Origin of the sequence: Methylorubrum populi, assembly GCA_036946625.1 — a bacterium.
GTDB classification, from domain to species: domain Bacteria; phylum Pseudomonadota; class Alphaproteobacteria; order Rhizobiales; family Beijerinckiaceae; genus Methylobacterium; species Methylobacterium populi_C.
Window position 1 is genome coordinate 376278 of the sequence record JAQIIU010000002.1, and the last position, 25207, is coordinate 401484.

The window sequence follows — 25207 nt, forward strand, 5'->3', positions numbered from 1 at the left end:
ACGGTGCGGAGACCTCACATATCGCAGCGCCGCCCGCCATCGCGCGGCAACGCCGCGCAAAGACATCTGGACGCTTAACCCGACTGTTCGTCAGGCTTCCGCAGGTTTCGATTTTTGCGCATAGACGACGAGGCGCAGATGCTGTCCGCCATCGACGGTGAGCGAGGTGTGTTCGAACGCGACGTGCCGCCCCTCGACACGGATCATGCGCGTGCCTGTGCAAGGCGCATGGACGTCCTGACTGCGCCACCAGCCTTTGAACTCGGGCGAAACCGCCTCCAGCTCCGCAACCAGCCCTTTGGCATCGGCATCTTCCCGCGCGGCGGCGAAGTCACGGCGGAAGCTGGCGAGCATGGCGGGCGCCTGATTTTCCCAGTCGACGATCGTCTGGCGCAAGGCAGGGTCGGTGAAGAGCAACCGCAGCAAATTGCGGCGGCTTGGCTCCTGGCTGCCGAAACGGAAGAGACCGTCGGCGGGCGGATTGAAGGCGAGCACGTCCCAACGCAGGTTGATGATGTAGGCGGCGTGCGGCGCGAGGTCCGCGACCAGCCGCGCCACCAGCGACGGCACGGTGCAGAAGGTCTTGCCCGGCTCGATCGGCGGGCGTTCGTGCGCGAGCAGGAACAGATGCCGCCGCTCGGCCGCGTCGAGCTTGAGGACGCGGGCGAGATTGTCGAGGAAATCGGCGGAGACGCCGATCTCGCGTCCCTGTTCGAGCCATGTGTACCAGGTGAGCCCGACGCCTGAGAGCGCGGCGACTTCTTCGCGCCTGAGACCCGGTGTGCGCCTGCGCCTTCCAACGGGCAGACCGACATCCTCCGGCGTCATTCGCTCACGGCGGGAGCGCAGGAAATCGGCCAGCTCCGATCGGGAGCGTTCAAGCGTGCGCATCGTTCAGCCCATTACAAAAAGCAACAGCATAAGAGGTTAAATTGTAACCGGATCAAGCTCGTGGAATGCGTATCGCGTCGCCGCCGAAGGACGCAAGATGAAATCAGACGCCCGCACCGCCGAACCGATCCTTTCCCCGATTGCCGACACACCCCGGCGTCCGCCCTGGATGGGCCTTTCGATCCTGCTGCTCGCGGGCTTCGTGACCATCTTCGACCTGTTCGTCGTCAACGTCGCGATCCCTTCAATGCAGGCGGAGCTAGGTGCGAACTTGTCGCAGATCGGCTTCATCGTGGCAGGTTACGAGCTGGCCTTCGGCGTCCTGCTCGTGACCGGCGGGCGATTGGGAGACCTCTACGGGCGGCGGCGGCTTTTCGTCTTCGGCATGGCGGATTTCACCCTCGCGTCGCTGTTGTGCGGCATCGCCCCCAACGTGGAGGTGCTGATCGGCGCGCGCGTGGCCCAGGGGCTGACGGCGGCGCTGCTCTTCCCGCAGGTCTATGCCTCGATCCGGGTGAATTTCTCCGGCGAGGATAGCCGCCGCGCCTTTGGATATCTCGGCATGACGCTGGGACTCGCCGCCATCGCCGGGCAGATACTCGGCGGGTTCCTGGTGGAAGCGGACGTCCTCGGTCTCGGCTGGCGCACGATCTTCCTCATCAACGTGCCGGTCGGGATCTTCGCGATCGCCATGGCGCGTTTCATTCCCGAGACGCGCGCGCCGGAGCCCGCGACGCTCGACTGGCCGGGGGTGGCGCTGGTCAGCCTCGGCCTGACGCTCCTGCTCGTGCCGTTGGTCGAAGCCCCGACCTATGGCTGGCATCCCTGGAGCTTCCTCGCGCTCGCCGGAGCGGCCGTCCTCCTCTTCGCCTTCTACCGCCAGCAGGAACGCCGCCGCAGGACCGGCTACCAGCCGCTCGTGGACATGGCCTTGATGCGCCAGCCGCGTTTCGCGCAAGGCGGGCTCCTGGTGCTGCTGATCTATTCGACGGCGTCCTCCTTCTTCCTTTGCTTCGCGCTTCTGGCGCAAACGGGCTTCGGCCTCAGCCCGTTCGAGGCCGGCAGCGTCTTCGTGCCGTGCTCGATCGCCTTCGTCATCCTCTCCTTGAGCGCCCCGCGCCTCGTCGCACGCTTTGGAACGCCTGCCATCGCCGTGGGGGCGCTGGTCTATGCGGTCTCGTTCGGCGTCCTGATCGGACAGGTCTGGATCGCCGGGGCCGATCTCGTCATCGCCCATCTGATCCCGGCGCTGATCGTGATCGGCGGGGCGCAGGCGATGATAATGACCCCGCTGCTCAACCTCGTGCTCGGCTTCGTGGAGGAGCGTCGGGCCGGCATGGCGTCGGGCGTCATTTCCACGCTCCAGCAGATCGGCGCGGCGCTCGGCGTCGCGGCGGTCGGCATTCTGTTCGGCGCCGCGCTCAAGGTGGATGCCGAGGACCAAGCCGGACTCTACGCATCCGCTTTCGTCAGCGGCATGACCTACAACGTGGTCGCCGCTGTGATCGCCGCCATTCTGCTGGCCCGCTTGGCGGCTTACGGACGCCCGGAAAGCTGATCGCGGTGACCTGACGATGCGGCGGCCATTGCATCTGGCACCTATGGTCGATCGTCGCTGGGGCGTGCCGACGCTGCTCGGCTCGCGCATTCCCCTCACTTCGCTGATCCAAATGCTCGCCGTCGCCGAATATCTCAACTTCCGTCACGCCCCAATGCGCTGGGCGTAGCGCAATCCAGCGTCAGCGCCCGTGTGAAGGCGCTGGAGGAAGACCTCGGCATCCTCTTGTTCGAGCGACATGCGCGCGGCGTGCGGTTGACCGAGGCGGGACGCCATTTCGTCGAGCGGATCGCGGCCGGGGTCGATCATCTCGACCATGCGGTGAAGACCGCAGGCATGGCGGCGACGGGGGAATGTGGCCGGCTGCGTATCGGCATCCATGCCCTGATCCCCGGCAGCTTCCTTGCCAAGTTGATCGGGCGGTATCGCGAGGACCATCGCGGCGTCGCGGTCGAGATCACCGAGAACGCGCCCCGCGATGCGGCGATGCAGCTTCGCGCCGGCCGGCTCGACATCCTGTTCATGGCGGGGACGTTTGATCTGCCGGACCTTCATTCCCGGCGCATCTGGACCGAACCGCTCATGGCCGTGCTGCCGGAGCGGCATCGGCTCGCCGGACGGCCGGGCGTCGTCTGGCACGATCTGGCGGGCGAGACTTTCCTCGTCCGCCACGGCGGCACCGGACCGCAGGTCTACGACCATATCCTGCTGCGCCTCGCAGGGCGTTGGCCGGTGCCATCGATCCTGCGCTTCGATGTCGGGCGTAGCACGCTGCTCTCGATGGTCGGCCAGGGCTTCGGCGTCACCATCGGCGGCGCGGCCATGGCGATGCTGCCGAGCGCGGGCGTCGCCTTTCTCCCGATCACGGACGAGCCGGAGCCGCTTGCCTTCTCGGCCGTCTGGTCGCCGCACAATCGCAGCACCGCGATCCGCAACCTGCTCGACCTCGCCGGCAGGACCGGCCGTGAAACCTCCGCCGATCCTGCCGCCTGATTTCGCCACGGCGGGATTACGAGGCCGCACGGAGAGAGTTCTGTCTCGCTGCTCAAACGGCGACGGTGATCGACTTATGCTGGAAGTGTGATCTGGCAGGAGATGGGCGACGATCCGATGCACGTCATGATGCGCCAGATCATGGCGCTGTTCGACGAGTACCAGTCGAAGGAGAACGCCAAGCACGTCCTGCGCGCGCTGAAGGAGAACGCCCGGCAGGGCTTCTGGAACGGCTCGCTGCCGCCGATCGGCTACTGGGTCGTTGCGGCCGAGCAGCGCGGTGCCAAGACCAAGAAGAAGCTGGAGATCGATCCGCTCCACGCCGACACGATCCGCCTGATCTACCGCCTCGCGCTCGGCGCCGAGGCGGACCACAGCCAGATGGGCGTCAAGGCGATCGTCAAGCACCTGAACGCCCGCGGCATCTTTACCCGAGATGGCGGGCGCTGGGGCATCGGCCAGGTCCACCGCATCCTGACGCGCCGCACCTATATCGGCGAACACGAGTTTAACCGCCGCACCAAGACCAAGGAGAAGAAGCCCGACGCCGAGGTCGTGACGGTGGAGGTGCCGCCGCTGATCGAACGTGCGACGTTCGACGCGGTGCAGGCGTTGATGAAGGCGCGCAACCAGAAGACCGCGCTGCCGCACCGCGTCGTGCTCGGCCCGACCCTGCTCACCGGCATCTGCTTCTGCGGCAATTGCGGGGGCGCGATGACCATCCGCACAGGCAAGGGCGGCCGCTACCGCTACTATGCCTGCTCGATCAAGGCACGGCAGGGCGAGACCGGCTGCAAGGGCCGGGCGATCCCGATGGACAAGCTTGACCATCTCGTCGCCGGCCATATCGAGGATCGGCTGCTCGACCCCGAGCGGCTGGAGGAACTGCTGGAAACCATCCTCGGTCGCCGCGAGGAGCAGTCCGAGCGCCGCCGCGTCCACATCGCCGAGCTGAACCGCCGTGCCACCGAATCGGAGCTGCGCCTGAAGCGCCTCTACGATGCGATCGAGGCGGGCGTCGCCGACCTCGACGACCCGGCGCTGAAGGAGCGGATCGCCGGCCTCAAGGTCATCCGCGACCAGTCGCGCGTCGACGCCGACCGGGCGCAGGCGATGCTGGAGAGCACCGGCGAGCGGGCGATCACGCCGGAAATGGTCGGGCGCCTGTCACAGGCCGCGCGCGAGCGGATGCGGCTCGACGGGGGCGGCTATCGGCGGGATCACCTGCGCGCGCTCGCCCAGCGCGTCGAGGTCGGCGACGACGAGGTCCGCATCATGGGATCGAAGAGCGACCTGCTCAGGACGCTCGTGGCTGCGCAGGGAGGGAAATCGGCGGCGATCGGCGTGCCCGCTCGGGTACTGAAGTGGCGGAAGAGGTGGGATTCGAACCCACGGTGGAGTTGCCCCCACGGCGGTTTTCAAGACCGCTGCCTTCAACCACTCGGCCACCCTTCCATGCCGTCTCGGGCCCGCGCGAACGAGGCGCGGCCTGCGACAGGGTTCTGTCTATGGCCGCGCGGGGATCGGCGTCAACGCTCAACCCGCCGCGGGGGCGGCGGGCGATCTCACCCCTCGCGGGTAATCGCTCCTCGGCTGACGCGTCGCAGGCTCAGGCTGCCCGCAGGCGGGTGAGCTGGTCGAGAAGGGCGCGGTCGTGGAGCAGGGCGAAGCATTCCTTCGGGGCAAGCCACGCTTGCGCTTCGGCCAAGGTCTCTGCCTCCACGATCTTGGCGCGGGCGAGCGTATGGTCGGTGTCGATGCGTCCGCGGGGGCGGGGTGTGCCCTCGGGCAGCATCGCCGCGTGGGTGTGGGCGAGGTCTGCGTCGGCGTGGAGCGCGGCGAGCGCGTCCGTGTCGTCGAAGCCGCGGGCGGCGTTGCGGCGGGCGAGCTCGCCCGCGCGCAGCGCGATGGCCGGCGGGGCCTGCTCCTCGGGCGTCACCAGCAGGCCGCGGGCCTTCAGGGCGAGGCCGAGCGCCAGTTGGCCGCTGGCCCAGGAGAGCGGGATCGCCAGGACGAGGCCGAGGATCGTCGGGGACATCCACAGGAACAGGGAGGTGGCGATGGCGAAGGCCGCGATGCCCGTGACGAGGCCGAGACCCGTGTGCCAGCGGTGGCGGCGCATGATGGCCGAGAGGGGGATCGAGCCGTCGTCGCGCCGCTGCGGGTTCCAGCCGGTGTCGCGCCCGGCCAGGATCTGGAACACCGAGCCCGACTGGACCAGCATCGCGATCGGCGCGATCAGCGCCGAGAGCAGGATCTCGATCAGGAAGGACAGCGTCAGCCGCCCGGCCCCGCCGCTCGCCCGCCGGGTATCGCCGTCCAGAAGTGCGAGGATCAATCCCAAAAACTTCGGGGCGAGCAGGATGCCCATGGTCAACGCGAACAGTTGGAGCGCGCGCACCGGATCGAAGCGCGGCCAGACCGGGTAGAGGCCGAACTCGGCGGAAAAATATTCCGGGCGCACCCAGGCGGTCTGCAGCACGATGACGATGCCGATCACGAGCTGGGCGAGCCAGAGCGGTGAGGCGACGTAGCCGGCGATGCCCGTGGCGAAGTGCTGGCGCGAGGCGGCCGCCAGCCCCGCCGCGCTGATGACGCGGGCGTGCTGGAGGTTGCCCTGCGCCCAGCGCCGGTCGCGCACGGCGAGATCGATCAGCGAGGGCGGGCTCTCCTCGTAGGAGCCCTCCAGCCGCGGCAGCATGGTCACGCCCCAGCCGGCGCGGCGGATCAGCGCCGCCTCGACGAAGTCGTGGCTGAGGATGTGGCCGCCGAAGGGCGGGCGGCCCTTCAGGTCCGGCAGGCCGGCGGCCTCGGCGAAGGCCCGCATCCGGATGATGGCGTTGTGGCCCCAGTAATTGCCGTCGCGGCCCGACCAGACCGAGAGGCCGGTGGCGATCACCGGCCCGTAGATGCGCGCGGCGAATTGCTGGAGGCGGGCGAACAGGGTGTTGCGGTTGATGATGAGCGGCAGGCTCTGGATGATGCCGGCCCGAGGGTCCGCCTCCATCGCGGCGGCGAGCCGGACGATGCAGCCGCCGGTGAGCAGACTGTCGGCGTCGAGCACCAGCATGTGGTCGTAGGCGGCGCCCCAGCCAGTGACGAAGTCGGCGATGTTGCCGGCCTTGCGGTGGTGGTTCTTTTCGCGGTGGCGGTAGTGGAGGCGGGCTCCGGGGCCGAGCTCTTCGCGCAAGGACAGGAAGGCGCGCTCCTCGGCGATCCAGGCGTCTCCTTGCGTCGAATCGGACAGCACGAACCAGTCGAAATGAGCGCCCAGGCCCGTGGCCGCGACGGCCTCGTGCATCGCCTGGAGCCCGGCGAAGACCCGGGCGCTGCCCTCGTTGTAGACGGGCATGACGATGGCGGTGCGGGTGGCGAGCCTCGCCGGAAGCGGTGCCGGCCGCTCGCGCCGCAGCAGGGTCGCGAAGCCGAGGAGCGCGGCGGTGAAGGCGAGCGCGATCCAGGAGAAGTTCAGGACGAACAGCACCAGCAGCACGTATTGCAGCCACGTCGCGCCGCCGGAGACCGAGATCACCTCGTACATCTGCACCGCGCCGTAGGCGGTGAGCGCGGCCGCGCCCCCGAACACGAACAGCCGCGCGAGCAGAGGCCCGCCGCCGCCGTCGCGCGCGGTGGCGGGTATCCGGTGCAGGTCCTGCACCGGCATCGCCAGGGGAGCCCGCGGCGGCATGGATCGGCGGTCCACGCCCTCGCTGCCCTCTTGCCGGACTCCCTGCCCGACGCCCTGGCCGACCGGACCCGGGCGGTCGGTGACGGGGACCGGGCCGAGGGTGGGGTCGGCGGCGATGTCGGCGGTCTCGGGCATCGGCGCTCCGGCGGGGAAAAGAGTCACGGGGTCCAGCGGTAGAGCCACGTTTCCGTGACCTGCCGCCCGCCGGTCTTGAGGGCGAGGCGCAGCTCGCACGCCCGCTCGCTGCCCGGATCGAGTTCGAAGGCGACGCGCACGGTGCGGGCCTGCGGGTGGGCGATCCAGCGGGTCGCGCCCTCCACGATCCGGCCTGGGCTGGCGATCAGCACGGTGTCGAGGGAGGCGACGGCACCTTCGGGCGTGAACAGGGGGTCGCCCGTGAAATCGACCAGGAACAGGCGCCGCGGATGGGTGCCGCCGCGCCCGCTGCGGGTCGCGGTGACCCGCGCGAGCGGCCCGACGGGCGGCTCGCCGCCCCAGCTCTGGCGGTAGTCGAGCCGAATCTCGCGGCCCGCCGGCAGGTTCGCCTTCGGTCGCCAGTAGACGATGACGTTCTCGTTGACCTCGGCGTCGCTCGGGATTTCGAGGAGGGTGACGGCGCCCTCCCCCCACAACCCCTCCGCGCCTGCGGCCTCGCCCGGCTCGACCCAGAGCGAGGGCGAGCGCTCCCAGGGATGCCCGTCGTCCTCGAAGGTCGAGAACGCACGGTCCCGCTGCGTCAGCCCGAACCCCTTCGGAGCGTCGTCGACGAAGCTCGAGATCTGCAGCGTCTCCGGGTTGCGCACCGGGCGCCAGATCGTCTCGCCGCCGCCGTTGCGGATCTGCAGGCCGCCCGCGGCGTAGACCGCGGCGCGGGCGTCGTCCGCCCCGCGCCGGTCGTGCGGGCCGAACAGGAACGGCGCCTGCATGCCGCCCAGGCCCAGATGGTCGATGCCCTTGCGGGTGACCAGGGTTGCGGTGACCGCGGCGGTCGAGGTCGCGCCGGGGCGCAGTTCCAGGCGCAGGGCGGCGGCGAGCGAATCGGAATCGATCAAGGCGTGGATCACGAGGGGGTCGTCGGGTGCGGCCGGGCGCTCCACGAACAGGGCGCGCCAGCGCGGAAATTCCTCGCCCCGCGGGTCGGCCGGGCGCAGCATCAGGGCGCGGCCGTCGACGCCGAACGCCTGGCCCTTTCCGACCATCCGGTAGAAGCAGGCGCCCTGGAACACCGCGAAGTCCTGATGCTCCTCGCCGAAGCGGGCGCGGATGCGCAGGCCGGAGAAGCCCGGCTCCCGGTCGGTCTCGGGCAGGGCCGCCATGCCCGCATCCGTGCCCCCCTCGTAGCGCGTTCGATCGTAGGTCACGGGGCGGACCACGCCGTTCTCGACGAGGAACAGGGCGACGCGGTCGGTGTAGTAGAAGCCGCGCACCAGCGGTTCGAGGGCGAAGCCGTGCGGCTCGCCGCCCCAGATCAGCCCTTCGGGACGGATGCGGATTGCCTCGTACTGCTCCCGCGACAGGTTCTTCAGAGCGTCGGGCACGTCGTTCGTGGCCTGCGCCGCGAACGGCCGGTTGCCGAGTGCACGGGCGAGATCGGGCACGGTGGCGCCGGAGAAGGGCGAGCCCGCGGCGGGGAGCGCCAGCGGCGCGGTCTGGGCTCCCGCCCCGCCGGGCAGGAGGGTCAGGGCCGCGCCCGCCGCGGCCCCTCCGATCAGCCGGCGACGGTCGAGGCGACGGTCGAGGAACCACGCATCGCGGGTCGAAGGATCGGTCGGATGCGTCATGCCCTCGCCGGTTCCCGGGGTGAAGAACGGTCGCAGATAGGATCTCAACGCCTGAACCGGACGTTAAGGTTGCCGGCTTTGCCCGGTCGTCGCAGCGTATCGGCCGCGGCTTCCGGACGACCGTGCCGCGTGACGGCGGCACCGAGCCCCGGTCACCGAAGGCCCGTGGACCTTCCGGGGCCGGCCGGCGTAAGAGGCTCGGATCTCGTACGCCGCGTCGGCGGTGCCCGCCGTCTCGCGTCCCGCGAGCCTCCTGTCCAGCCTTGAGCCGACGATTCTGGCGATGATTGTCACGCAGATCACCCATCACGACCTCGACGGCTACGGCGCCTCGACCGTTGCCGCCGCCTTCGCGGCCGTGTCGCGGGTGGTGCACGTCGCCCGCTATTCCGATGTCGGCCCGGTGGTGGAGGACGAACTGAAGCGCCTTCGCGGCGCATCCGCCTCCGAGACGCTGCTGATGACCGATCTCGGGCTGGAGGAACCGACCATCGCCTTCCTGCGCCGCTTCGCCGCGATGAACCGTGGCCGGTCGGAGGGCGCGCGCCACCGCCTCGTGGTGCTCGACCACCACGCCTCCTCGATCGATCAGCTCAAGCGCCAGAACCTGGAGCCCGGGCCCGATCCCGAGCGTGCGGGGCTGCTGCGGACGGATCTGGGCGATCCGGAGGTGTTCGTGCTGATCGACGAGGCGCATTGCGCCACGCGCATCGCCTACGACCAGCGCGCCCTCTACGCCCCCGAGCCGCAGGTGCCCGGCGAGACGGCGGCGGCGGACCTCGCCGCGCTGATCGAGGCGGTCGAGGCGCTCGACCTGTGGAAGAAAGGCGAACCGAGCTTCGCCGGCGGTCTCGCCCTCGACGAGCTGTTCTGGGACAGCGTCTCGACCCTGGTGCCGATGGGCCACCCCTGGCACGACCGCTTCGTCTCGGACCTGCTGATGGCGGCGGCGGGCCTGCTGCGGGCGGGCGCTACCCCGGCGGAGCTGGAGCGCCGCTCGGGCGAACTCCGCGCCGGCCTCGTCGACGGCCTCCTCGCCGGGGAGGCGGGCGACGATCCGACGCTGACCGCGCGCCAGCGGCTGGCCCGGGCGCTTGCCCGCTCGGACGCGCTGTTCCATCCCCTCTCGGACGGCACGCTGCTGTCCTTCGGCCTCGATTCCGGTACCTTCCAGCGGGTCTCCGACCAAGTGATGGAGGCGGGCCGGGCCAAGCGGGTCGTCAACGTGCAGCGGGCGGGCACGCTCTCGTTCCGCTCCATCGACGGCACGGCACTCGACGGTGCCCGCGCCTTCCGCGGCGGCGGCCACCGCGACGCGGCCGGCGGCAAGCTGCCGAACGGGAATGCCCACTCCCGGGAGGACGCGGTCGCGCAGGTCGAGCCGGTGCTCAACCCCCCGCCCCCGGACCTTTCGGCCAGCCCGTTCGCCGCGCTGAAGAACTGGAAGGGATGACCGCTTGGTCCCTTTCGGCGGCGTCGTGGTGCTGCGCCTGTCGGCTCGCGATACGGCGTGGGTCTCCCTCTCCGTCATTGCGAGGCTCGGCGCGAGCAATCCAAGTCGCAGTCATGACCGGAAAGGTCGCGCGGTCGGATCACTTCGCTCACGCTCGCGAGGGCTGGTGAGCGGATCGACCGCGAACCGTCTCATACCGTTTCCGCTTGATCGCTTCGGGTTTCGCCCCCCTCCGTCCTCGCGAGCGGCCGCGAAGCGATCCAGGGCGCGACAGGTCCGGAAAGGGCGCGCCCTGGATCGCCACGGCTTCGCCTCGCGATGACGCAGGAGAGGCCGAAGTCATCAACCGGATATCGTATCAGATCCCCAGATCGAACGGCAGTTCGAACAGCGTCGCGTGATCGACGTAGCTGACGCGCAGGGTGTGCTCGCGGGCGCCGTTCGGCAGGGTGTCGGCCTCGCGCAAGGTCCGGATCATGTCGCGGGCGGCGCGGAAGGCCATGCCGCAATCGGGGCAGTCGCGGGTTTCCGTCCGGCCGACGATGCGGCCGTTCCGGCACAGCTCGAAATGGAAGAGGGGCATCCGGCGCCGATCTCAGAGCAGGGTTCGGATCCGCTCGTGCAAGCCCTGCGCCGTGATGATGAACGCAATCCAGACGCGATTTGCCAGACGCGATTTGCCAGACGCGATTTGCCAGACGCGATTTGCCAGACGCGATTTGGGGGCCGGCCAGGGCGGCTCGGGCTGTCGGCCCAAACGGTGTCTTCGCCTGCGCGCGCATGGATTTTTAGATGAGACCGGGATCAATCGGCATGATCGTCATACGAATTTGCAATTTTATGGAAATATAAGAAACTGTCCTTCCAAATTTCATGAATGAATTGAACATGATCTTCCGCAGGAGGTTTCATCCGCACCTTCGAGACGGAGAAACACATGCGAATCCCAGCGATGCGAATCCCGGCGATGATTGCGGCAACGACGCTGTTCGCGGCGTTGTCAGGGCCTGCCTTCGCGCAAGGCACGTCCGGGGGGACTACCACGATGCCGCAGAACAGCGCGTCGCCCGCCAAGGAGGCCGACAAGATGAAGGCGGGCGACACGGCCGGTTCGGCCCCCAACTCCTCCAATCCCGGGACCAGTGCCGGTTCCGACGGCAACAAGACCCAGGACTCGCGCACGATGAAGAACAAGGAGCGCTGAGCGGCTCCCGCGATCGACGGCACGGCGACGCCCGGATGCGAGGTCCGGGCGTTCGTCCGTCCGTTCGAACCAAAGAGAAAGCCCGCCGGCTCGCGCCGACGGGCTTTGCAGGGGGTCACGCTCTCGCGCGCGGTGGGAGCTGCTGCCCCGTCCTCGGACCGGCGGGGGAACTCGACCTGCCGCAGCGTCTCGGGGAGCCACCATCCCTGCCGATCCTAGTGGGGTGGCGTGTCCTGGTCCGCATCGGCGGTGCGGGCGGGGGAGCCGTTGATGCCGTGATGTCTCATGGCCGACCTCCTTGTCTCGGGACGGCGCGGCAAGCGCCGATGGGGAGAGGCTAGGACGCTTTGCCCGCCGCGCGCAAGCCCCCTGCGCATCGTCCCGAAAGCCGGGAACCACCTTATCGGGACGATGCTCGATCCTTGCGCCCGGGAACCCGGCGCACGATCTGACCGCATCGGAGGGGGAAAGCCGGTTTGCGTCCGCACGGGCGCAGAGCGAAGGTGCGCCGCGCCCCCATGACCTCCCTGCCTCCCCTCTCGGTCCTCGATCTCGCCCCCGTGCCGGAAGGCGCCACGCCGGGGCGGGCGCTCGCCAACGGCCTCGATCTCGCCCGGCACGCGGAACGCCTCGGCTACCGCCGGTTCTGGCTCGCCGAGCACCACAACATGACCGGCATCGCCAGCGCCGCCACCGCGGTGGTGATCGGCCACGTGGCCCAGGGCACGCGCCGCATCCGGGTCGGCGCGGGCGGGATCATGCTGCCCAACCACGCGCCGCTGGTGATCGCCGAGCAGTTCGGCACGCTGGAAGCACTGTATCCCGGCCGGATCGACCTCGGGCTCGGCCGGGCGCCGGGCACGGACGGGCTGACGCTCCGGGCCCTGCGCCGCGACGACGCATCGGCCGAGCGGTTTCCCCACGACGTGCTCGAATTGCAGGCTCTGTTCGGTCCGGTGCGGGCGGGCCAGCCGGTGCAGGCGGTGCCCGGCGCGGGGCTCAAGGTGCCGCTGTGGATCCTCGGTTCGAGCCTGTTCGGGGCGGAACTTGCCGGCATGCTCGGCCTTCCCTACGCCTTCGCCTCGCACTTCGCCCCCGACGCGCTGCTGCCGGCGCTGGATGCCTACCGCGCCCGCTTCCAACCGTCCGAGCAGTTGCGGCGGCCCTACGCCATGGTCGGCGTCAACGTCGTGGCGGCGGAGACCGACGCGGAGGCGCGGCGCCTGTTCACCACGCCGCAGCAGCAGTTCACGCGGCTGGTGCGCGGCACCCGCGGCCTGCTGCCCCCGCCGGTCGACGACATCGAGGCCTATTGGAGCCCCGCGGAGAAGGCGCAGGCCTCGCGGATGCTGGCGCGCTCGCTCGTCGGCTCGCGGGAGACGGTTCGGGACGGGCTCGAACGGCTCGCGGCCGAGACCGGCGCCGACGAGGTGATGGTGGCGAGCGCCCTGCACGACCATGCGGCGCGGCTTGCCTCCTACGCGATCCTCGCCGAGGCGCACGGCGGGCTCGATGGCGGGGTTTCCGACGCGTCGGAACGGTCAGCGGCCTGAGCGTGGCGTCTCCTTCGCGGCCTTCCCGGGGGGCGGGAACTGGGTGATGTGGCGCAGGGCCGGCGGCCAGGGCTCCGCTTCCGCGACCGGACGGCCCCCCTTCTCCGTCACCCGCCCCAGCACCGTGCCCAGCGCGAAGCCGGTCAGGCCGAGGAGGATCGCGATGCCGGTGCGCTTGATCATGCCCATATCGTCGGGGCTCGGCGAAGGTGGCCGGTTCGATCGTGGAGCGAATTCGTTGACGGATCGTGCCATCGTTCGCTCAAAAGCCTTTCCCATACCAACCGGCGACGATCCCGACGCATCGCCGGTTGATCGATGGGCCGGGCGCCACGGCCGAGGCGTTGAGCAGCACGAGCGTCGTCGATGCCCTCTGCTCGCCGATCAAGCCGCGCGCAGGCGCTGCCGCTCGTCCTCGGTCAGCGCGAGGAGCGGCGGACAGAGACGGTTCCACGCTTCCTGGCCGGTCGCGTCCGCCAACATCGCCTTCAGGGAAGCCATCTGGGGGAGGATCGAGGCACGGTTGCGGGCGGCGATGACCCGCGCCTGTGCCGTGGTGACATCCTCCGCCCGCGCCGGGTCGGCGTGGTGGCGGTAGATGAGGGCGAGGTCGGCAGCCACGAGGTTCGAGGTGGCGGTGATGCAGCCGGCCCCGCCCTTGGCCAGCAGCGGCAGGAGCAGCGGGTCCGCGCCGGCCAGCACCGCGAAGCCTGGGAAGCGGGCGATCAGGGCCTCCATGTTCGCGAGGTCGCCCGAGGAATCCTTGATCCCGGTCACGACCTCCGGATAGCGGGTGCGCAGGCGCTCGATCAGGTCGTGGGAGATGCCGATCCCGGCGATCTGCGGGATGTGGTAGAGGACGAGGCGCAACCGCGCGTCGCCGACCCGCTCGATCACCGTGCTGTAGGCGGAGAACAGTCCCTCGTCGGTCACGGCCTTGTAGTAGAACGGCGGCAGCATCACCACGGTGGTGACGCCGAGCGAGACGGCGTGGCGGGTCAGCTCGACGGTCTCCGCCAGCGCGGCCACGCCGGTACCCGGCATCAGGCGCTCGGGGGCGATCCCACCGGCCAGAGCCGCCTCCAGCAGGGCCTTGCGCTGGCCCACGGAGAAGGCGTTGGCCTCGCCCGTGGTGCCGAGCAGCGCGATGCCGTCGCAGCCCTGGTCGAGCAGGCGGCGGGCATGCTCCACGAACGGGGCGTGGTCCGGGGCGTAGTCGGGGGTGAGCGGGGTCAAGGCGGCGCAGAAGACGCCGCGCGGGTGCAGGTTCGGCCGAGCCGGGTTCGACATGGATGGGTTCGACATGGACGGGTTCGACATGGACGGCCCTCAGTAGGCGGCGCGGTAGAGCGCGACGATGGCTTCGCGGGGGAGGTCGCGCGGGTTGTTGTCGAGGAGGCGGCGGATCGCGTGGGCTTCGCCCGCCATCGCGTCGAGGTCGTCCTCGGGCACGCCCATCCGGGACAGGCGCATCTCGACGCCGAGATCGGCGCAGAAGCGGTAGGCGTGCTCCAGCACGGCGTCCGCCTCGGCCGCGGCATCCGTCGCCCTTCCGGCGCCCAGCGCCTCCAGCACGCGGGCGGTCTTCTCCGGCACGGCCGGGGCGTTGAAGGCCAGCGTGTGCGGGAAGATGGCCGCGCAGGCGAGGCCGTGGGCGACGTGGTGGCGGGTGCCGAGCGGATAGGCCACCGCGTGGCCGGCGGTGGTGTTCACCGGGCCGAGGCAGAAGCCGCCGTAGAGCGAGGCCAGGGCGAGACCGGCCCGCGCCTCGCGGTCCGAGCCGTCGGCCACGGCGCGGGACAGGTGGCGGCCCACCAGCCGCACGCCCTCCAGGGCGTAGAGGTCGATCGCCGGATGCGCCCGCCGGCTGGTATAGGCCTCGACGCAGTGGGCCATCGCATCGATGCCGGTGGCGGCGGTGACGGCAGGCGGTACGCTCATGGTCAGATCGGGGTCGATCACCGCGAGATCGGCCAGCATGTGCCGGCTCTGCACCGCGAGCTTGGCCTGCGCCTCCGGGTCGGTCACGAGGGCGCGCGTCCCCGCCTCGCTGCCGGTGCCGGCGGTCGTCGGGACCTGGACGAGGCCGACCCGGCGCCCGGCGACGCGCTCCGGGCCGACCACGTCGGCCAGCCGCTGGCCGCTGCCCGGCAGCACCGCGACGAGCTTGGCCAGGTCCATCGCGCTGCCGCCGCCGAAGCCGACCACGAGGTCGGGCCGCACCCGCTCGGCCTCCGCCAGCGCCGCGTCGAGGTTCGGCACGTCGGGCTCGGGTCTCACGGTGCCGAACGCGGCGACCGTGCCGGGCAATCCCAAGCGGTCGATGCGGGCGGCGTTGAAGGCATCGGCCACCACGAGCGGGCGCCGGTAGCCGCGCTCGGCGGCGAAGCGGGCGACCTCCGCCAAGGTGCCGGCGCCGAAGGCGATTCGCTCCGGCCGGAGGAGGTCGATCGGGCTGTCGAGGCGCGCGTGGGCCGTCATCGTGTCTGCTCTCCCGGGGTTCTTCAGGCGGCGCGGCCGGCGGCGAGCCGCTCGGCGAACTCGATCGCCTCGATCAGGCTGCGCTCGTTGGCAATGCCGCGGCCGGCGATGTCGAAGGCGGTGCCGTGATCGACCGAGGTGCGGATGATCGGCAGGCCGAGGGTGACATTGACGCCCGAGAGGTCCATCCACTTGCCGGTGGCCGGGTCGATCTCGAAGCCGAGCAGCTTGACCGGGATGTGCCCCTGGTCGTGGTACATCGCGATCACGGCGTCGTACTGGCCGGCGCGCAGCTTCACGAACACCGTGTCGCCGGGCACCGGCCCCAGCACGTCGAGACCGTCCTCCACGGCCTGCGCGATGACGGGTGCGCTCACGTCGATGTCCTGGCGGCCGAACAGGCCTCCCTCCCCGGCATGCGGGTTCAGCGCGGCGACGGCGATCTTCGGCCGCGGCAGCCCGAGGCCCTTCAGCGCCCGGTCGGTGAGGTCGATGACGAGGCGCAGGCGCTCCGGGGTGAGGCGCTTCGGCACGTCCTCCAGGGCGACGTGGGTGGTGACGTGGCTCACCCGCATGGTGCCGTGGGCGAGCATCATCACCGAGCCGCGCATCCCGGTGAGTTCGGCCAGCATCTCGGTGTGGCCGGCATAGTGGTAGCCGGCCCGGTTCAGCGCCTCCTTGTTCAGGGGCGCCGTGACGATGCCGCCGACCCGGCCGGAGAGCGCCAGCCGCACACCGGCCTCCACCGCCTTGTAGGCGAAGCGGCCGCCGTCGGCCGAGAGCTGCCCGAAGCCGATCGGCTCGCCCTCCGCGTCCGCCTGGAGGCAGCAGAGCGCCGGCCAGTCCTCCTCATGCTCGGACACCTCCGGGATCGGCGCGTGGCCCAGCCCGAGCAGGTCCTCGGCCCGCCGCAGCGCCGGGGTGCTGCCGACGACGAGGAGGCGCAGGTCGCCTGCCGCGATGCGGTCCTTCAGCCGGGCGGCGGCCTTGACGATGATCTCCGGGCCGATGCCGGCCGGGTCACCCATGGTGATGGCGAGATGGGGGGTCATGCGTCCCTCCTGTCGGGGATGAAGCCGTTGTGGTGGAGCAGGTCGCGCCAGACGCCCGCGGTTCCGAAGGCGCCGGATTTCGAGACGACGGGCAGGCCGTCCCAGCGCCCGCCGCGCAGGGTCGAGCGGGGCAGCCCCGGGGCGACCTGCCCGGTGACGTCGAGCCCCCCCGCACCAAGGGCCAGGCAGAGGGCCTTCAGGGTCTCGCCGCCCGCGACCAAGAGGGTTCCCGGGCGGCCGAGCCCGGCGACGAGGCCGGAGAAGCGGGCGGCGATGCGCACGGCCGCCGCCTCGCGGGCGGTGCCGGGGGGCAGGTGGAGGCTGACCAGGGCGACGCCCCCGGCGGTCAGCCGCGCCGCGACCGGTGTCGCGTCGGCACCGTCGTGCGGGAGGAGCAGACGGTGGTCGCCGCAGGCCGCGAGCTGCGCCTCCGACTCGGCGCGGTCCGAGCCGAACAGGCCGAGCACCGGGCCGACAAGCCGCGCGTCGTCCGTCGGCGGCGTGCCTCGGGCGAGCGCCGCGGCGAGGCCGCCGCTGCCGCACCACAGCACGCGCCCCGGATCACCGCCGAGCGCGGCGATGCGATGAAGCTCGGCGTCGTCCGACGCGTCGTAGACGGCCACGCCCGGCACCGGCCCGTCCTCGACCGCGGCGTGGCGGGCCGGGAGCCCGACCTCCTGCAGGGCCCCGGCGATGTCGCCGCAGACCGGGGTCCAGGTTGCCCCGCTCCGGTCGACTTGGCGCCCGCCGACGGTGGCGCGGCCCTGGTAGGGGAAGGCCGGCGCGACGACGCAGCGCTCCCAGCCGCCCGCGCGGAGGACGGCGGCCAGCTCCGCCGCCCAGGGGCCGCGCAGCAGGCTGTCGACCTTCTTGAACGCGATATCCGCGCTGCCGAGCAGGGGGGCGAGCCCGCCCGCGATCGCGGCCGCCGCGTCCGCGTCCCGCTCGCGGGTCCCCGTATCGACCGCGAGGGACCCGGCCGCGGCGCCCGCCAGCCCCTCCGGCCACGCGACCGGGATCGGCCCGCACAGGCCGCTGAACCCGGCCGCCGCGTCGAGGGTGCCGGTCAGGTCGTCGGCGATGAGGCGCAGGCAGGTCATCGGACCGGCTCAGGCCTGCGCCGGGTTGGCGGCCAGGGCCTCGGACTCCTCCTCCCGGCTCTTCAGCGGCGCGATCTCGCCGACGATGAACAGGTAGGAGCAGGCGCCGACGACGCTGAGCGTGCCGGCCACCGCCAGCGGCACCACGAAGGAGCCCTTGGTGATCGAGACCATCACGCCGGTGAAGGTGGTGAGCGCGATGCCGGCGAGGTTCGAAGCGAAGTTCTGGATGCCCGAGATCGAGGCGACGTGGGCCGGCGTCGGCGCGACGTCGCCGGGCAGCGTCCAGATGTTGGCGCCGGCAAAGGCGAGGCCCGAGTAGGAGATCGACAGGAGCGCCAGCGCCGCCGCGTCGCCCGGCACGAGGGGCGCGAACGCCACCACCGAGGAGGAGAGCAAGCCACCCACGAGGCAGGTCTTGCGCGCGGCGGTGAGGCTCCAGCCGCCCTTGTAGAGGCGATCGGAGAGGTAGCCGCCGAACCAGCCCGCCGGGATCGCGACGAGGCCGGGCAGCAGGCCGAGGGTTCCGAGCTTGGACAGCGAGAAGCCGCGCGACTCGGTGAGGTAGGAGGGGAACCACGTCGTGTAGAAGTAGATCACGAAGTTGAGGCAGAAGAAGCCGATCATCATGCCCCAGATGGTGCGGTACCGGAACAGCTCCGCGTAGCGGATCTTCTTGGCGCCGGCCTTCACCGCATAGTCGGCCTCCAGCACGGCGAGCTGCTCGGCGCTCACCGCCGGATGCTTCCCGGGGTCGCGGTAGACGAGGTACCAGACCACCATCCACACGAGGCCGATCGTCCCGGTGACGAGGAAGGCCTCGCGCCAGCCGAAATTGGCGATGAGGAAGGCCACCAGCGGCAGCGTCATCGCCGAGCCGACGCGGGAGCCCGAGGCCCAGATGCCGGTGGCCAGCCCGCGCTCCGAGCGGCGGAACCACAGGGAGGTGACCTTGGCGTTCACCGGATAGCAGAACGCCTCGCCGATCCCGAGCATCAGCCGGCAGGCGATCATCGAGTAGATCCCGCCCGCGAAGGCGGTGGCCAGCGTGGCCACCGACATGATCAGCGTCGCCACCGTGTAGGTCAGGCGCGAGCCGAAGCGGTCGATCAGCCAGCCGCCCGGCAGTTGCATGAGGACATAGGACCAGAAGAAGGCCGACAGGATCAGGCCCATGAGGGCCGGGTCTATCCCGTATTCCTGGCGGATCATCGGCACGGCGACGCCGAGATTGGCCCGGTCGATGTAGTTGATCGCCACCGCGAGGAAGCACATCAGCACGATGAGCCAGCGCTGGCGCGGCAGTTGAACCATCGCCTGTCCGGTCATGGCGTCGCCCTCCGTTCTTTTATGGTCGTTCAGCGGCGGCCGGCCGGCCCGGCAAAGATCTTGCCGGGGTTCATCAGACCGTCCGGATCGAGCACGCCCTTGATCGCGCGCATCAGGTCGAGTTCGAGCGGGTCGGTGACGCGGGCGAGCCGGCCGCGGTTGGTCAGCCCGATGCCGTGCTCGGCGCTGATCGCGCCCCCCTGGAGGCGGGTCTCGTCGTCGACGATGCCGTTGATCTCGGCGGCGACCCGCTCCGCCTCCCGGGCGTCGGCGACGCGGGCGCGATCGAGCAGCGCGATGACGTGGATGTTGCCGTCCCCGATATGGCCGTGCATCACGACCCGGGCGTGCGGCACCGCCGCCAGGATGCGCGCCTCGACGTTGACCGCGAAGGCGGCCTGCCGGTCCAGCGGCACGGCGCTGTCGTGCGAGACCACGATCCCTGAGCGCTTGTTGCCCTCCGAGACGCTGTGCCGGACCTTCCAGATCGCCTTGGCCTGCGCCTCGCTTGCAGCCAGCAGCGCGTCGGTGATCAGGCCCCGCTCCAGCGCCTCGCCCAGCGCCTCCTCCAGCGGTGTCGCGAGGTCGGTCCCGGCCAGCGCGTCGGTCAGCTCGATGATCAGGTACCAGGGCGCGTCGAGGACGAACGGAATCGCGGTGTCCGGCACCGTGGCGCGGATCGCCTCGATCTGGCCCCGCGACATGATCTCCAGCGAGCCGAGCCGGTCGCCGACATGGCCGCGCAGCAGCGCCATCACGGCGAGCGCCTGCTCGACGCCCTCCAGCATCACCAGGGCGGTCGCCGAGACGCGGGGCTTGGCGAAGATCTTCAGCACCGCCGCGGTGACGATGCCGAGCGTTCCCTCCGAGCCGATGAAGAGCTGCTTGAGGTCGTAGCCGGTGTTGTCCTTGCGCAGCGCCCGCAGGCCGTCGAAGATCCGCCCGTCCGGCAGCACCGCCTCGATCCCGAGCACGAGTTCGCGCGTCGGGCCGTAGCGCAGCACCGCGGTGCCGCCGGCGTTGGTAGCGATGTTGCCGCCGATCTGGCAACTGCCCTCGGCGCCGAGGCTCAGGGGGAAGTGGCGGTCGGCGGCTTCGGCCGCGGCCTGGATCTCGGCCAGAACGCAGCCCGCCTCGACGGTGATCGTGTTGGCGAGCGGACTCACCGCGCGGACCGCCCGCATCCGGTCGAGACGGACCACGAGGTTCCGCCCCGGCTCCATCGGGGCCGCCCCGCCGCACAGACCCGTGTTGCCCCCTTGCGGCACCACCGTGACGCCCGAGGCGCGCGCCAGCGCCACCACCTGCGACACCTCAGCGACGCTGCCGGGCTTCACCACGGCCTCGGCCTGGCCGCGGTAGCGCTCGCGCCAGTCGATGACGAAGGGTTCGAGGTCGCCGTCCGGCCCGACCACGTGGCGATCCCCGACGATCGCCGCGAGACGCTCGATGAAGGCGGCTGCATCGCTCATGGCGACCCTCCCCGCGGCCGGTTTGAGGCGCCGGCCGCAAACTTGTTGTAAAGTTGTTAAGCGGGATACAGCCGATTCGGTCGCGGGGTCAAGCGCCGATTCGTGTCGTCGGCACGCCGGACCGGCCGTCCGTGCAAGCCGCTACAGGGAGAGGTCGAGGAGTCGTCCTTCGAAGAGGCGGTCGCGCGAGGAGCGGATATGCTCGGCCATGCGGGCGCGGGCCGTTTCGGGCTCGCGATCCCGGATCGCGGCGAAGATACCGCTGTGCTCCTCCAGTACCCCGCGCAGACCGGAATTCGGGCCGAGCAGGGCGAGGCCGTGGATCTTCATGCCCACGGCGATGTGAGATTGCAGCGCCCGCATCGAGGCGGCGTAGTAGTGGTTGTTGGCCGCCTCCGCGATCGCGTGGTGGAAGGCGAAGTCGGCGTCGTCACGGTGCTGCTCCTGGCGTGTGGCGACGTTCAGGAGTTCGAGGGCGGCACCGATCCGGCCGAGCGCCACCTCGTCGCGCCGGACGGCCGCGTGGAAGGCTGCCTCGGGCTCGATGGTCAGTCGGAACTCGTAGCAGCGCTGGATGTCGGCGATGCTCTCGACCGGAGCGAAGCCCAGGGCCGGGGCCGCCTCGCGCGGCTTCACGAAGCTGCCCGCACCCTGACGGGAGACGACGGCGCCCTCGCGCCGCAAGCGATCGAGGGCGGAGCGGACGACGGGCCGGGACACCTTGAACCGAACCGCGAGGTCGTTCTCGCTCGGCAGCTTGGCGTTGCCCGCGTAGGTACCGTTGGCGATGCCGGTGAGGATCGCGTGGTAGACGCCGTCGGCGAGCCCCGCCGGCCGGACGGGCGCCTGCGCCTCCGCATGGGCTGGCACGGCTGACGACATCGACGGCTCCTCGAGCTTCCGGTGCGACTCGGCGGGCGGCTACCCGACTTGTCAACGATATGCCAGCCGGGACGCGCTCTTGGCATGACTTGGCGCAAGTTGTAATCCGAAATGAGCCGAACAGGAAAGTCGGCGACAGGGCGGGGTGCGGGCCACGCAGGTGTCGATCAAGCGAAGCGCGCTGGAGCGCGCCCCGGCGGACTGATTATGGCGCCCCTGTTTCTCGGAGTGCTGCTCCCCACACGGTCTTCCCCGAGACGGCGACCTTCTTCGGCGCCCTGTGTCAATGGCGCGCTGTCGGCACGTAGGTGAGATACTGTGGGCGAATTGGTTGTCAGCGGGGGCATGGAGATGTTCGATGAGCCTGCGTCTGAGCCGATTGGCCCGATCCCCACCGAGAACCCCGCGATCTGGCGGCATTGGCCGGCGAGCGGCGAGTCCGTCCGGCTGCCGCAGGACGAGAAGATCGGCTTTGCCGGACCAAGTGCGCTTTCGGCGGTCCCGACCTCTCGACCCTGTACGTGACGACCTGTCTGCGCGGGCGAGATCCGACACTCGATCCGATGGCCGGCCATCTTTGTCAGGTCGAAACGGACTGGCATCCCGATAGATCTTTGGGACGTGTCGCGGACCTGAGATGTACGACTGTTGCTTTCGTTGTGTGCGGCTTCGCACCGCACTACCGTCTGCTGCGACGCAAAGATGAAATCGCGGTTAAGCGGTAAGAATCGGCGGAACTTATCCCCGCTTTTCAAGTTCTTCACATACGGTTGAGCTTTGCTCGTAGGCCGCATGCCTTCGATGAGGGCGGGAGCGGGTCATGCCAGTCTTCGACGGGAAGAATCTGACGACGCAGGACGACGGCGAGGCGCGCCTCGCCATGATCCTTCATCCCGGCCTGGAGGCACAGGAGGAGGCGCGCGAGCGCGGCCGGTTGCGCCTGGAGCGGGCGACCATGCTCGCCGAACTGGCGCTCGCGCTACCGGGAACGACGCTCACGCCGCTCGACGGCCTTTCGGTCGGCTGAGCCCGGTGCTCACCACGGCTGAGGCGTGATCACGCCCTGACGGGTGACGACGATCCATTGCCGGCCCCGGCGCTCGATCGCGTCGACGCGCCCGACACCCGGCACAGCATCCCCCCGAGCGACCTCGACGAGCCGGCGACGGCGGTCTTCGAGGATCGCGACGCCGTCGTAGACGTCGCGCAACGCCCAGCCCTCCAGCGTCTCGGTCTTCGGTTTGTCCGGGAGACTTCCGGTCTGCGTCGGTTCCGGCATCCGCGCCTCCGGTTTCGCTTCGGGCTTTGCCGGTGTCACCGCCGCCGTGGATGGCGGCGACTTCTTTTCCAACTGGGCGATCATGCCGGCGAGGCGCTCGCCCTGCTCGCGCTCGTTCCGCACCACCGTCTCGGACAGGGCCATGAGGCGACGGTCGAGCGCCTGCTCGGAACGGCCGATCCGTTCGGTCAGGCTGCTCCCGAGCGCCTTGGTCTCATGGCGGGCGGCCTCGCTCGCCTCGCGCAGCCCCGTCGTCGTGCGAGCGAGCCGCTCGATCTCCTGCGCCAGCCGAGCGGATTCCGACCGCCCCGCCGCCAGCTCCGTCCGGAGCTGCGCCAGCGCCTCGCCGGCGCGCTCCTGCGGCGCGGCCATCAGACCGATGGAGAGGCCACAGGCCAGTGCGGCCACGCTCGCCGCGGCGAGACGGCCGTTGGCGCCGGGGCGGAAGGGCTTTCGCGCCGGTTCGGCCGAAAGCGACGCGGCGGTCGCCGGGTCGGCCTTCGGGGTGCCGGCGACGGCCTGTTTCAGCATTTCCTCGGGTGAGACCGCCGCGACCGGTTTCTTCGCCGCAGGCTTGTCCGCTTCGACCGTCCCCGACATGGCACAGGCTTCCCGCTGACGAGGTTCGCGAACCTCGAACTGTCATCGATGCGAGGTCCGGTTCGGAAAGCGGCCCGATCTCCCGACATCGCGGCCCGGCCGAAGACGGCTCGGCCGAATGACGCCGCACGACCGCAGTCGAAGTGAGGCAGTCGCTCGGGAAAAGCTTCGGCGGGCATCCGGGATTTCTGTTAACGATGTTTGTTTACCGAAAGGTTACCGCCGCCGCGGCGGTCCGGCAGATCGCTCTACACGGTTCCTCGGCGTGCCATCGCCCGGATGCGGACGGCCAGGATCGTCAGCGAGGGATTGACGCCGCCGACCGTCGGGAAGACCGGGCCGTCGCAGACCCAGAGGTTCGGGATGTCCCAGAGAGCGGCCATCGGCATTCACCACGCTGGTGCGTGGATCATCGCCCATCCGTGCCGTGCCGTCGAGGTGGCAGGTATCGTCGCCCTGGTTCCAGATTTCGCACCCGCCCGCGGCCGACAGGGCTTGGCGCATGTCGTCGAGGGCGTGGCGGTTCAGGGCCTTGTTGTCGCAGCAAGGCGAGACAGGGCGCCACCAAACGCCCACTCCTCATCGGACACATCGGACGGGTAGGCGCGAAGATCGGCCGGCATGAACCACAACGCCAAACCGGTCCGTCAGCTCATAACACGCTCTAGGGGAAGCGGATCTTTGCGCCTCTCAGCACTTGAACTTTGCGCCGGAAACGCTCCGTCCTATAGGGGAGACGAAGCGGATCTTCGAGCCGCAGATCACCATCGTGTTTTCCTTATAGAGGACTGTTCTCATGCTTACACTCACCCGCGCCAGCTTCCTGGCCGGTCTCGTCGCCATCACTCTTGCAAGGACAATCCCTGCGCCGGCAGCGGAAGCACCGACCGTCTTCGCCGCCGCGAGCCTGAAGAATGCCCTCGACGACATCGCCGGAAGCTACGCCAAGGAGGGTAAGCCGGCGCCGAAGATCTCGTACGCCGCTTCGAACACGCTCGCCAAACAGATCGAACAGGGCGCGCCGGCCGACCTGTTCTTCTCGGCCGATCTCGACTGGATGGACTATCTCGCCAAGAAGGATCTCATCCAGCCCGACACGCGGGTGAGCCTTCTGGCCAACAGCATCGTCCTGATCGCCCCGAAGGACGCGAAGGTCGAGGTGAAGATGGGGCCGGGCCTCGATCTCACGACGGCGCTCGGCTCCGGCAGGCTCGCCATGGGCAACGTCGAGGCGGTGCCGGCCGGCAAGTACGGCAAGGCGGCGCTGGAGAAGCTCGGCGGCTGGGCCGGGGTGAAGGACAGGATCGCGCAGGCCGAGAGCGTGCGGGCCGCGCTGCTCCTCGTCTCGCGGGGCGAGGCGCCGCTCGGCATCGTCTACGCCACCGACGCGGCGGCGGACTCCAACGTCAAGATCGTTGCCACCTTCCCCGCCGACAGCCACCCGGCGATCGTCTACCCGGTCGCGATCACCAAGGACTCGCGCAATCCGGACGCGTCCGCCCTGCTGGCCTATCTGCGCGGGCCTACCGCCAAGGCCGCCTTCGAGAAGCAGGGCTTCACCGTGCTGAACCGCTCGGCCACCGCTGCGCAGTGACGGGCTGGCTCACGCCCGAGGAGTGGGCTGCGTTGCGTCTCAGCCTGCTCGTCGCGACCACCGGGACGCTGGCGAGCCTGCTGCCGGGCATCGGGATTGCCTACCTGCTCGCCAGGGGACGATTCTGGGGCAAGGCCGTGCTCGACATGGCCGGCCCGCCGGTCTCTCGGTCAGCCGAGGATGTGCGCTGATGGGCCTGCCGCGCTCGGCCTTCTACGACGAACCGGCGACCGGGGTGCTTCGAGGCCGAGCTTTCGCTCGGCACCTCAGCATGAAGAATGACGAGTTTGTTGAAGT

The 25207-nt window shown here is 70.2% G+C and carries 20 protein-coding genes, 1 tRNA gene and 3 pseudogenes; 8 read left to right on the forward strand and 16 right to left on the reverse strand.

Annotated elements, in window-relative coordinates; genetic code table 11:
- Nucleotides 1-90: 90 nt before the first annotated feature.
- On the reverse strand, nt 91-891 hold the full coding sequence (locus PGN25_03485; GenBank protein MEH3116680.1) for a helix-turn-helix transcriptional regulator: 801 nt from the start codon (nt 889-891) through the stop codon (nt 91-93).
- 97 nt (nt 892-988) lie between these two features.
- Here PGN25_03485 and PGN25_03490 point away from each other — a divergent pair, with 97 nt between their 5' ends.
- The 3 genes and pseudogenes from PGN25_03490 (at nt 989) to PGN25_03500 (ending at nt 4231) form a co-directional block, all read left to right on the forward strand.
- Entirely contained in the window at nt 989-2449 is a 1461-nt protein-coding gene (locus PGN25_03490) for an MFS transporter (GenBank protein MEH3116681.1), read from the forward strand.
- A gap of 192 nt (nt 2450-2641) precedes the next feature.
- Nucleotides 2642-3442 carry a LysR substrate-binding domain-containing protein gene (locus PGN25_03495; GenBank protein MEH3116682.1) on the forward strand — a complete coding sequence of 267 codons (801 nt, stop codon included), beginning with the start codon at nt 2642-2644 and terminating at the stop codon, nt 3440-3442.
- A 141-nt stretch (nt 3443-3583) separates the two neighbouring features.
- Nucleotides 3584-4231: pseudogene (locus PGN25_03500) on the forward strand (recombinase family protein).
- 576 nt (nt 4232-4807) lie between these two features.
- On the opposite strand, the gene PGN25_03505 reads toward PGN25_03500, so the two are convergent.
- The 3 genes from PGN25_03505 to PGN25_03515 all read right to left on the reverse strand — a co-directional run bounded on the left by PGN25_03505 (nt 4808) and on the right by PGN25_03515 (nt 8911).
- Nucleotides 4808-4897 (reverse strand) — tRNA-Ser (locus PGN25_03505).
- A 154-nt stretch (nt 4898-5051) separates the two neighbouring features.
- Nucleotides 5052-7265 carry a glucans biosynthesis glucosyltransferase MdoH gene (gene mdoH / locus PGN25_03510; GenBank protein ID MEH3116683.1) on the reverse strand — a complete coding sequence of 738 codons (2214 nt, stop codon included), beginning with the start codon at nt 7263-7265 and terminating at the stop codon, nt 5052-5054.
- Nucleotides 7266-7288: 23 nt separating this feature from the next.
- Nucleotides 7289-8911 carry a glucan biosynthesis protein D gene (locus tag PGN25_03515; protein ID MEH3116684.1) on the reverse strand — a complete coding sequence of 541 codons (1623 nt, stop codon included), beginning with the start codon at nt 8909-8911 and terminating at the stop codon, nt 7289-7291.
- 283 nt (nt 8912-9194) lie between these two features.
- Here PGN25_03515 and PGN25_03520 point away from each other — a divergent pair, with 283 nt between their 5' ends.
- The gene (locus tag PGN25_03520; protein ID MEH3116685.1) at nt 9195-10364 is read left to right on the forward strand and encodes a dimethylmenaquinone methyltransferase; all 1170 of its coding nucleotides are present in this window, start codon (nt 9195-9197) and stop codon (nt 10362-10364) included.
- A gap of 358 nt (nt 10365-10722) precedes the next feature.
- Here the strand turns inward: PGN25_03520 and PGN25_03525 are convergent, their stop codons facing one another.
- Both PGN25_03525 and PGN25_03530 read right to left on the reverse strand, forming a co-directional pair.
- Complete coding sequence (locus tag PGN25_03525) at nt 10723-10947, reverse strand: hypothetical protein (protein ID MEH3116686.1); 225 nt, start codon at nt 10945-10947, stop codon at nt 10723-10725.
- A 221-nt stretch (nt 10948-11168) separates the two neighbouring features.
- Nucleotides 11169-11687 carry a hypothetical protein gene (locus PGN25_03530; protein MEH3116687.1) on the reverse strand — a complete coding sequence of 173 codons (519 nt, stop codon included), beginning with the start codon at nt 11685-11687 and terminating at the stop codon, nt 11169-11171.
- A gap of 399 nt (nt 11688-12086) precedes the next feature.
- Here PGN25_03530 and PGN25_03535 point away from each other — a divergent pair, with 399 nt between their 5' ends.
- Nucleotides 12087-13121 (forward strand): LLM class flavin-dependent oxidoreductase, encoded by a 1035-nt coding sequence (locus tag PGN25_03535; GenBank protein MEH3116688.1) that lies wholly within the window; start codon nt 12087-12089, stop codon nt 13119-13121.
- Here the strand turns inward: PGN25_03535 and PGN25_03540 are convergent.
- The 8 genes from PGN25_03540 to PGN25_03575 form a co-directional block, all read right to left on the reverse strand.
- On the reverse strand, nt 13110-13304 hold the full coding sequence (locus PGN25_03540; protein MEH3116689.1) for a hypothetical protein: 195 nt from the start codon (nt 13302-13304) through the stop codon (nt 13110-13112). The genes PGN25_03535 and PGN25_03540 overlap by 12 nt on opposite strands.
- A 201-nt stretch (nt 13305-13505) precedes the next feature.
- A complete protein-coding gene (locus PGN25_03545; protein MEH3116690.1) occupies nt 13506-14426 on the reverse strand; it encodes a dihydrodipicolinate synthase family protein in 921 nt (306 codons plus the stop codon).
- Between the two features lie 24 nt (nt 14427-14450).
- The gene (locus PGN25_03550; GenBank protein ID MEH3116691.1) at nt 14451-15602 is read right to left on the reverse strand and encodes an iron-containing alcohol dehydrogenase; all 1152 of its coding nucleotides are present in this window, start codon (nt 15600-15602) and stop codon (nt 14451-14453) included.
- Nucleotides 15603-15625: 23 nt separating this feature from the next.
- The gene (gene pdxA / locus PGN25_03555; protein ID MEH3116692.1) at nt 15626-16654 is read right to left on the reverse strand and encodes a 4-hydroxythreonine-4-phosphate dehydrogenase PdxA; all 1029 of its coding nucleotides are present in this window, start codon (nt 16652-16654) and stop codon (nt 15626-15628) included.
- Entirely contained in the window at nt 16651-17754 is a 1104-nt protein-coding gene (locus PGN25_03560; GenBank protein ID MEH3116693.1) for an Hrp-dependent type III effector protein, read from the reverse strand. Before PGN25_03560 ends, pdxA begins: the two co-directional genes overlap by 4 nt.
- 9 nt (nt 17755-17763) lie before the next feature.
- The gene (locus PGN25_03565; GenBank protein ID MEH3116694.1) at nt 17764-19083 is read right to left on the reverse strand and encodes an MFS transporter; all 1320 of its coding nucleotides are present in this window, start codon (nt 19081-19083) and stop codon (nt 17764-17766) included.
- Between the two features lie 29 nt (nt 19084-19112).
- Nucleotides 19113-20555, reverse strand: a complete 1443-nt coding sequence (locus tag PGN25_03570; GenBank protein MEH3116695.1) for an FAD-binding oxidoreductase — start codon at nt 20553-20555, stop codon at nt 19113-19115.
- Nucleotides 20556-20696: 141 nt separating this feature from the next.
- Nucleotides 20697-21437 (reverse strand): FadR/GntR family transcriptional regulator, encoded by a 741-nt coding sequence (locus tag PGN25_03575; protein MEH3116696.1) that lies wholly within the window; start codon nt 21435-21437, stop codon nt 20697-20699.
- 820 nt (nt 21438-22257) lie between these two features.
- On the opposite strand from PGN25_03575, the gene PGN25_03580 reads away from it, so the two are divergent.
- On the forward strand, nt 22258-22464 hold the full coding sequence (locus PGN25_03580) for a hypothetical protein (GenBank protein ID MEH3116697.1): 207 nt from the start codon (nt 22258-22260) through the stop codon (nt 22462-22464).
- Between the two features lie 9 nt (nt 22465-22473).
- On the opposite strand, the gene PGN25_03585 is transcribed toward PGN25_03580, so the two are convergent.
- Nucleotides 22474-23316 carry a hypothetical protein gene (locus PGN25_03585; GenBank protein ID MEH3116698.1) on the reverse strand — a complete coding sequence of 281 codons (843 nt, stop codon included), beginning with the start codon at nt 23314-23316 and terminating at the stop codon, nt 22474-22476.
- A 248-nt stretch (nt 23317-23564) separates the two neighbouring features.
- Nucleotides 23565-23859: pseudogene (locus PGN25_03590) on the reverse strand (GMC family oxidoreductase).
- A gap of 253 nt (nt 23860-24112) precedes the next feature.
- On the opposite strand from PGN25_03590, the gene modA reads away from it, so the two are divergent.
- Both modA and PGN25_03600 read left to right on the forward strand, forming a co-directional pair.
- Nucleotides 24113-24910, forward strand: a complete 798-nt coding sequence (modA, locus tag PGN25_03595) for a molybdate ABC transporter substrate-binding protein (GenBank protein ID MEH3116699.1) — start codon at nt 24113-24115, stop codon at nt 24908-24910.
- A pseudogene (locus tag PGN25_03600) lies at nt 24907-25056 on the forward strand (molybdate ABC transporter permease subunit). The gene modA and the pseudogene PGN25_03600 overlap by 4 nt, the downstream one beginning before the upstream one ends.
- Nucleotides 25057-25207: the final 151 nt, after the last annotated feature.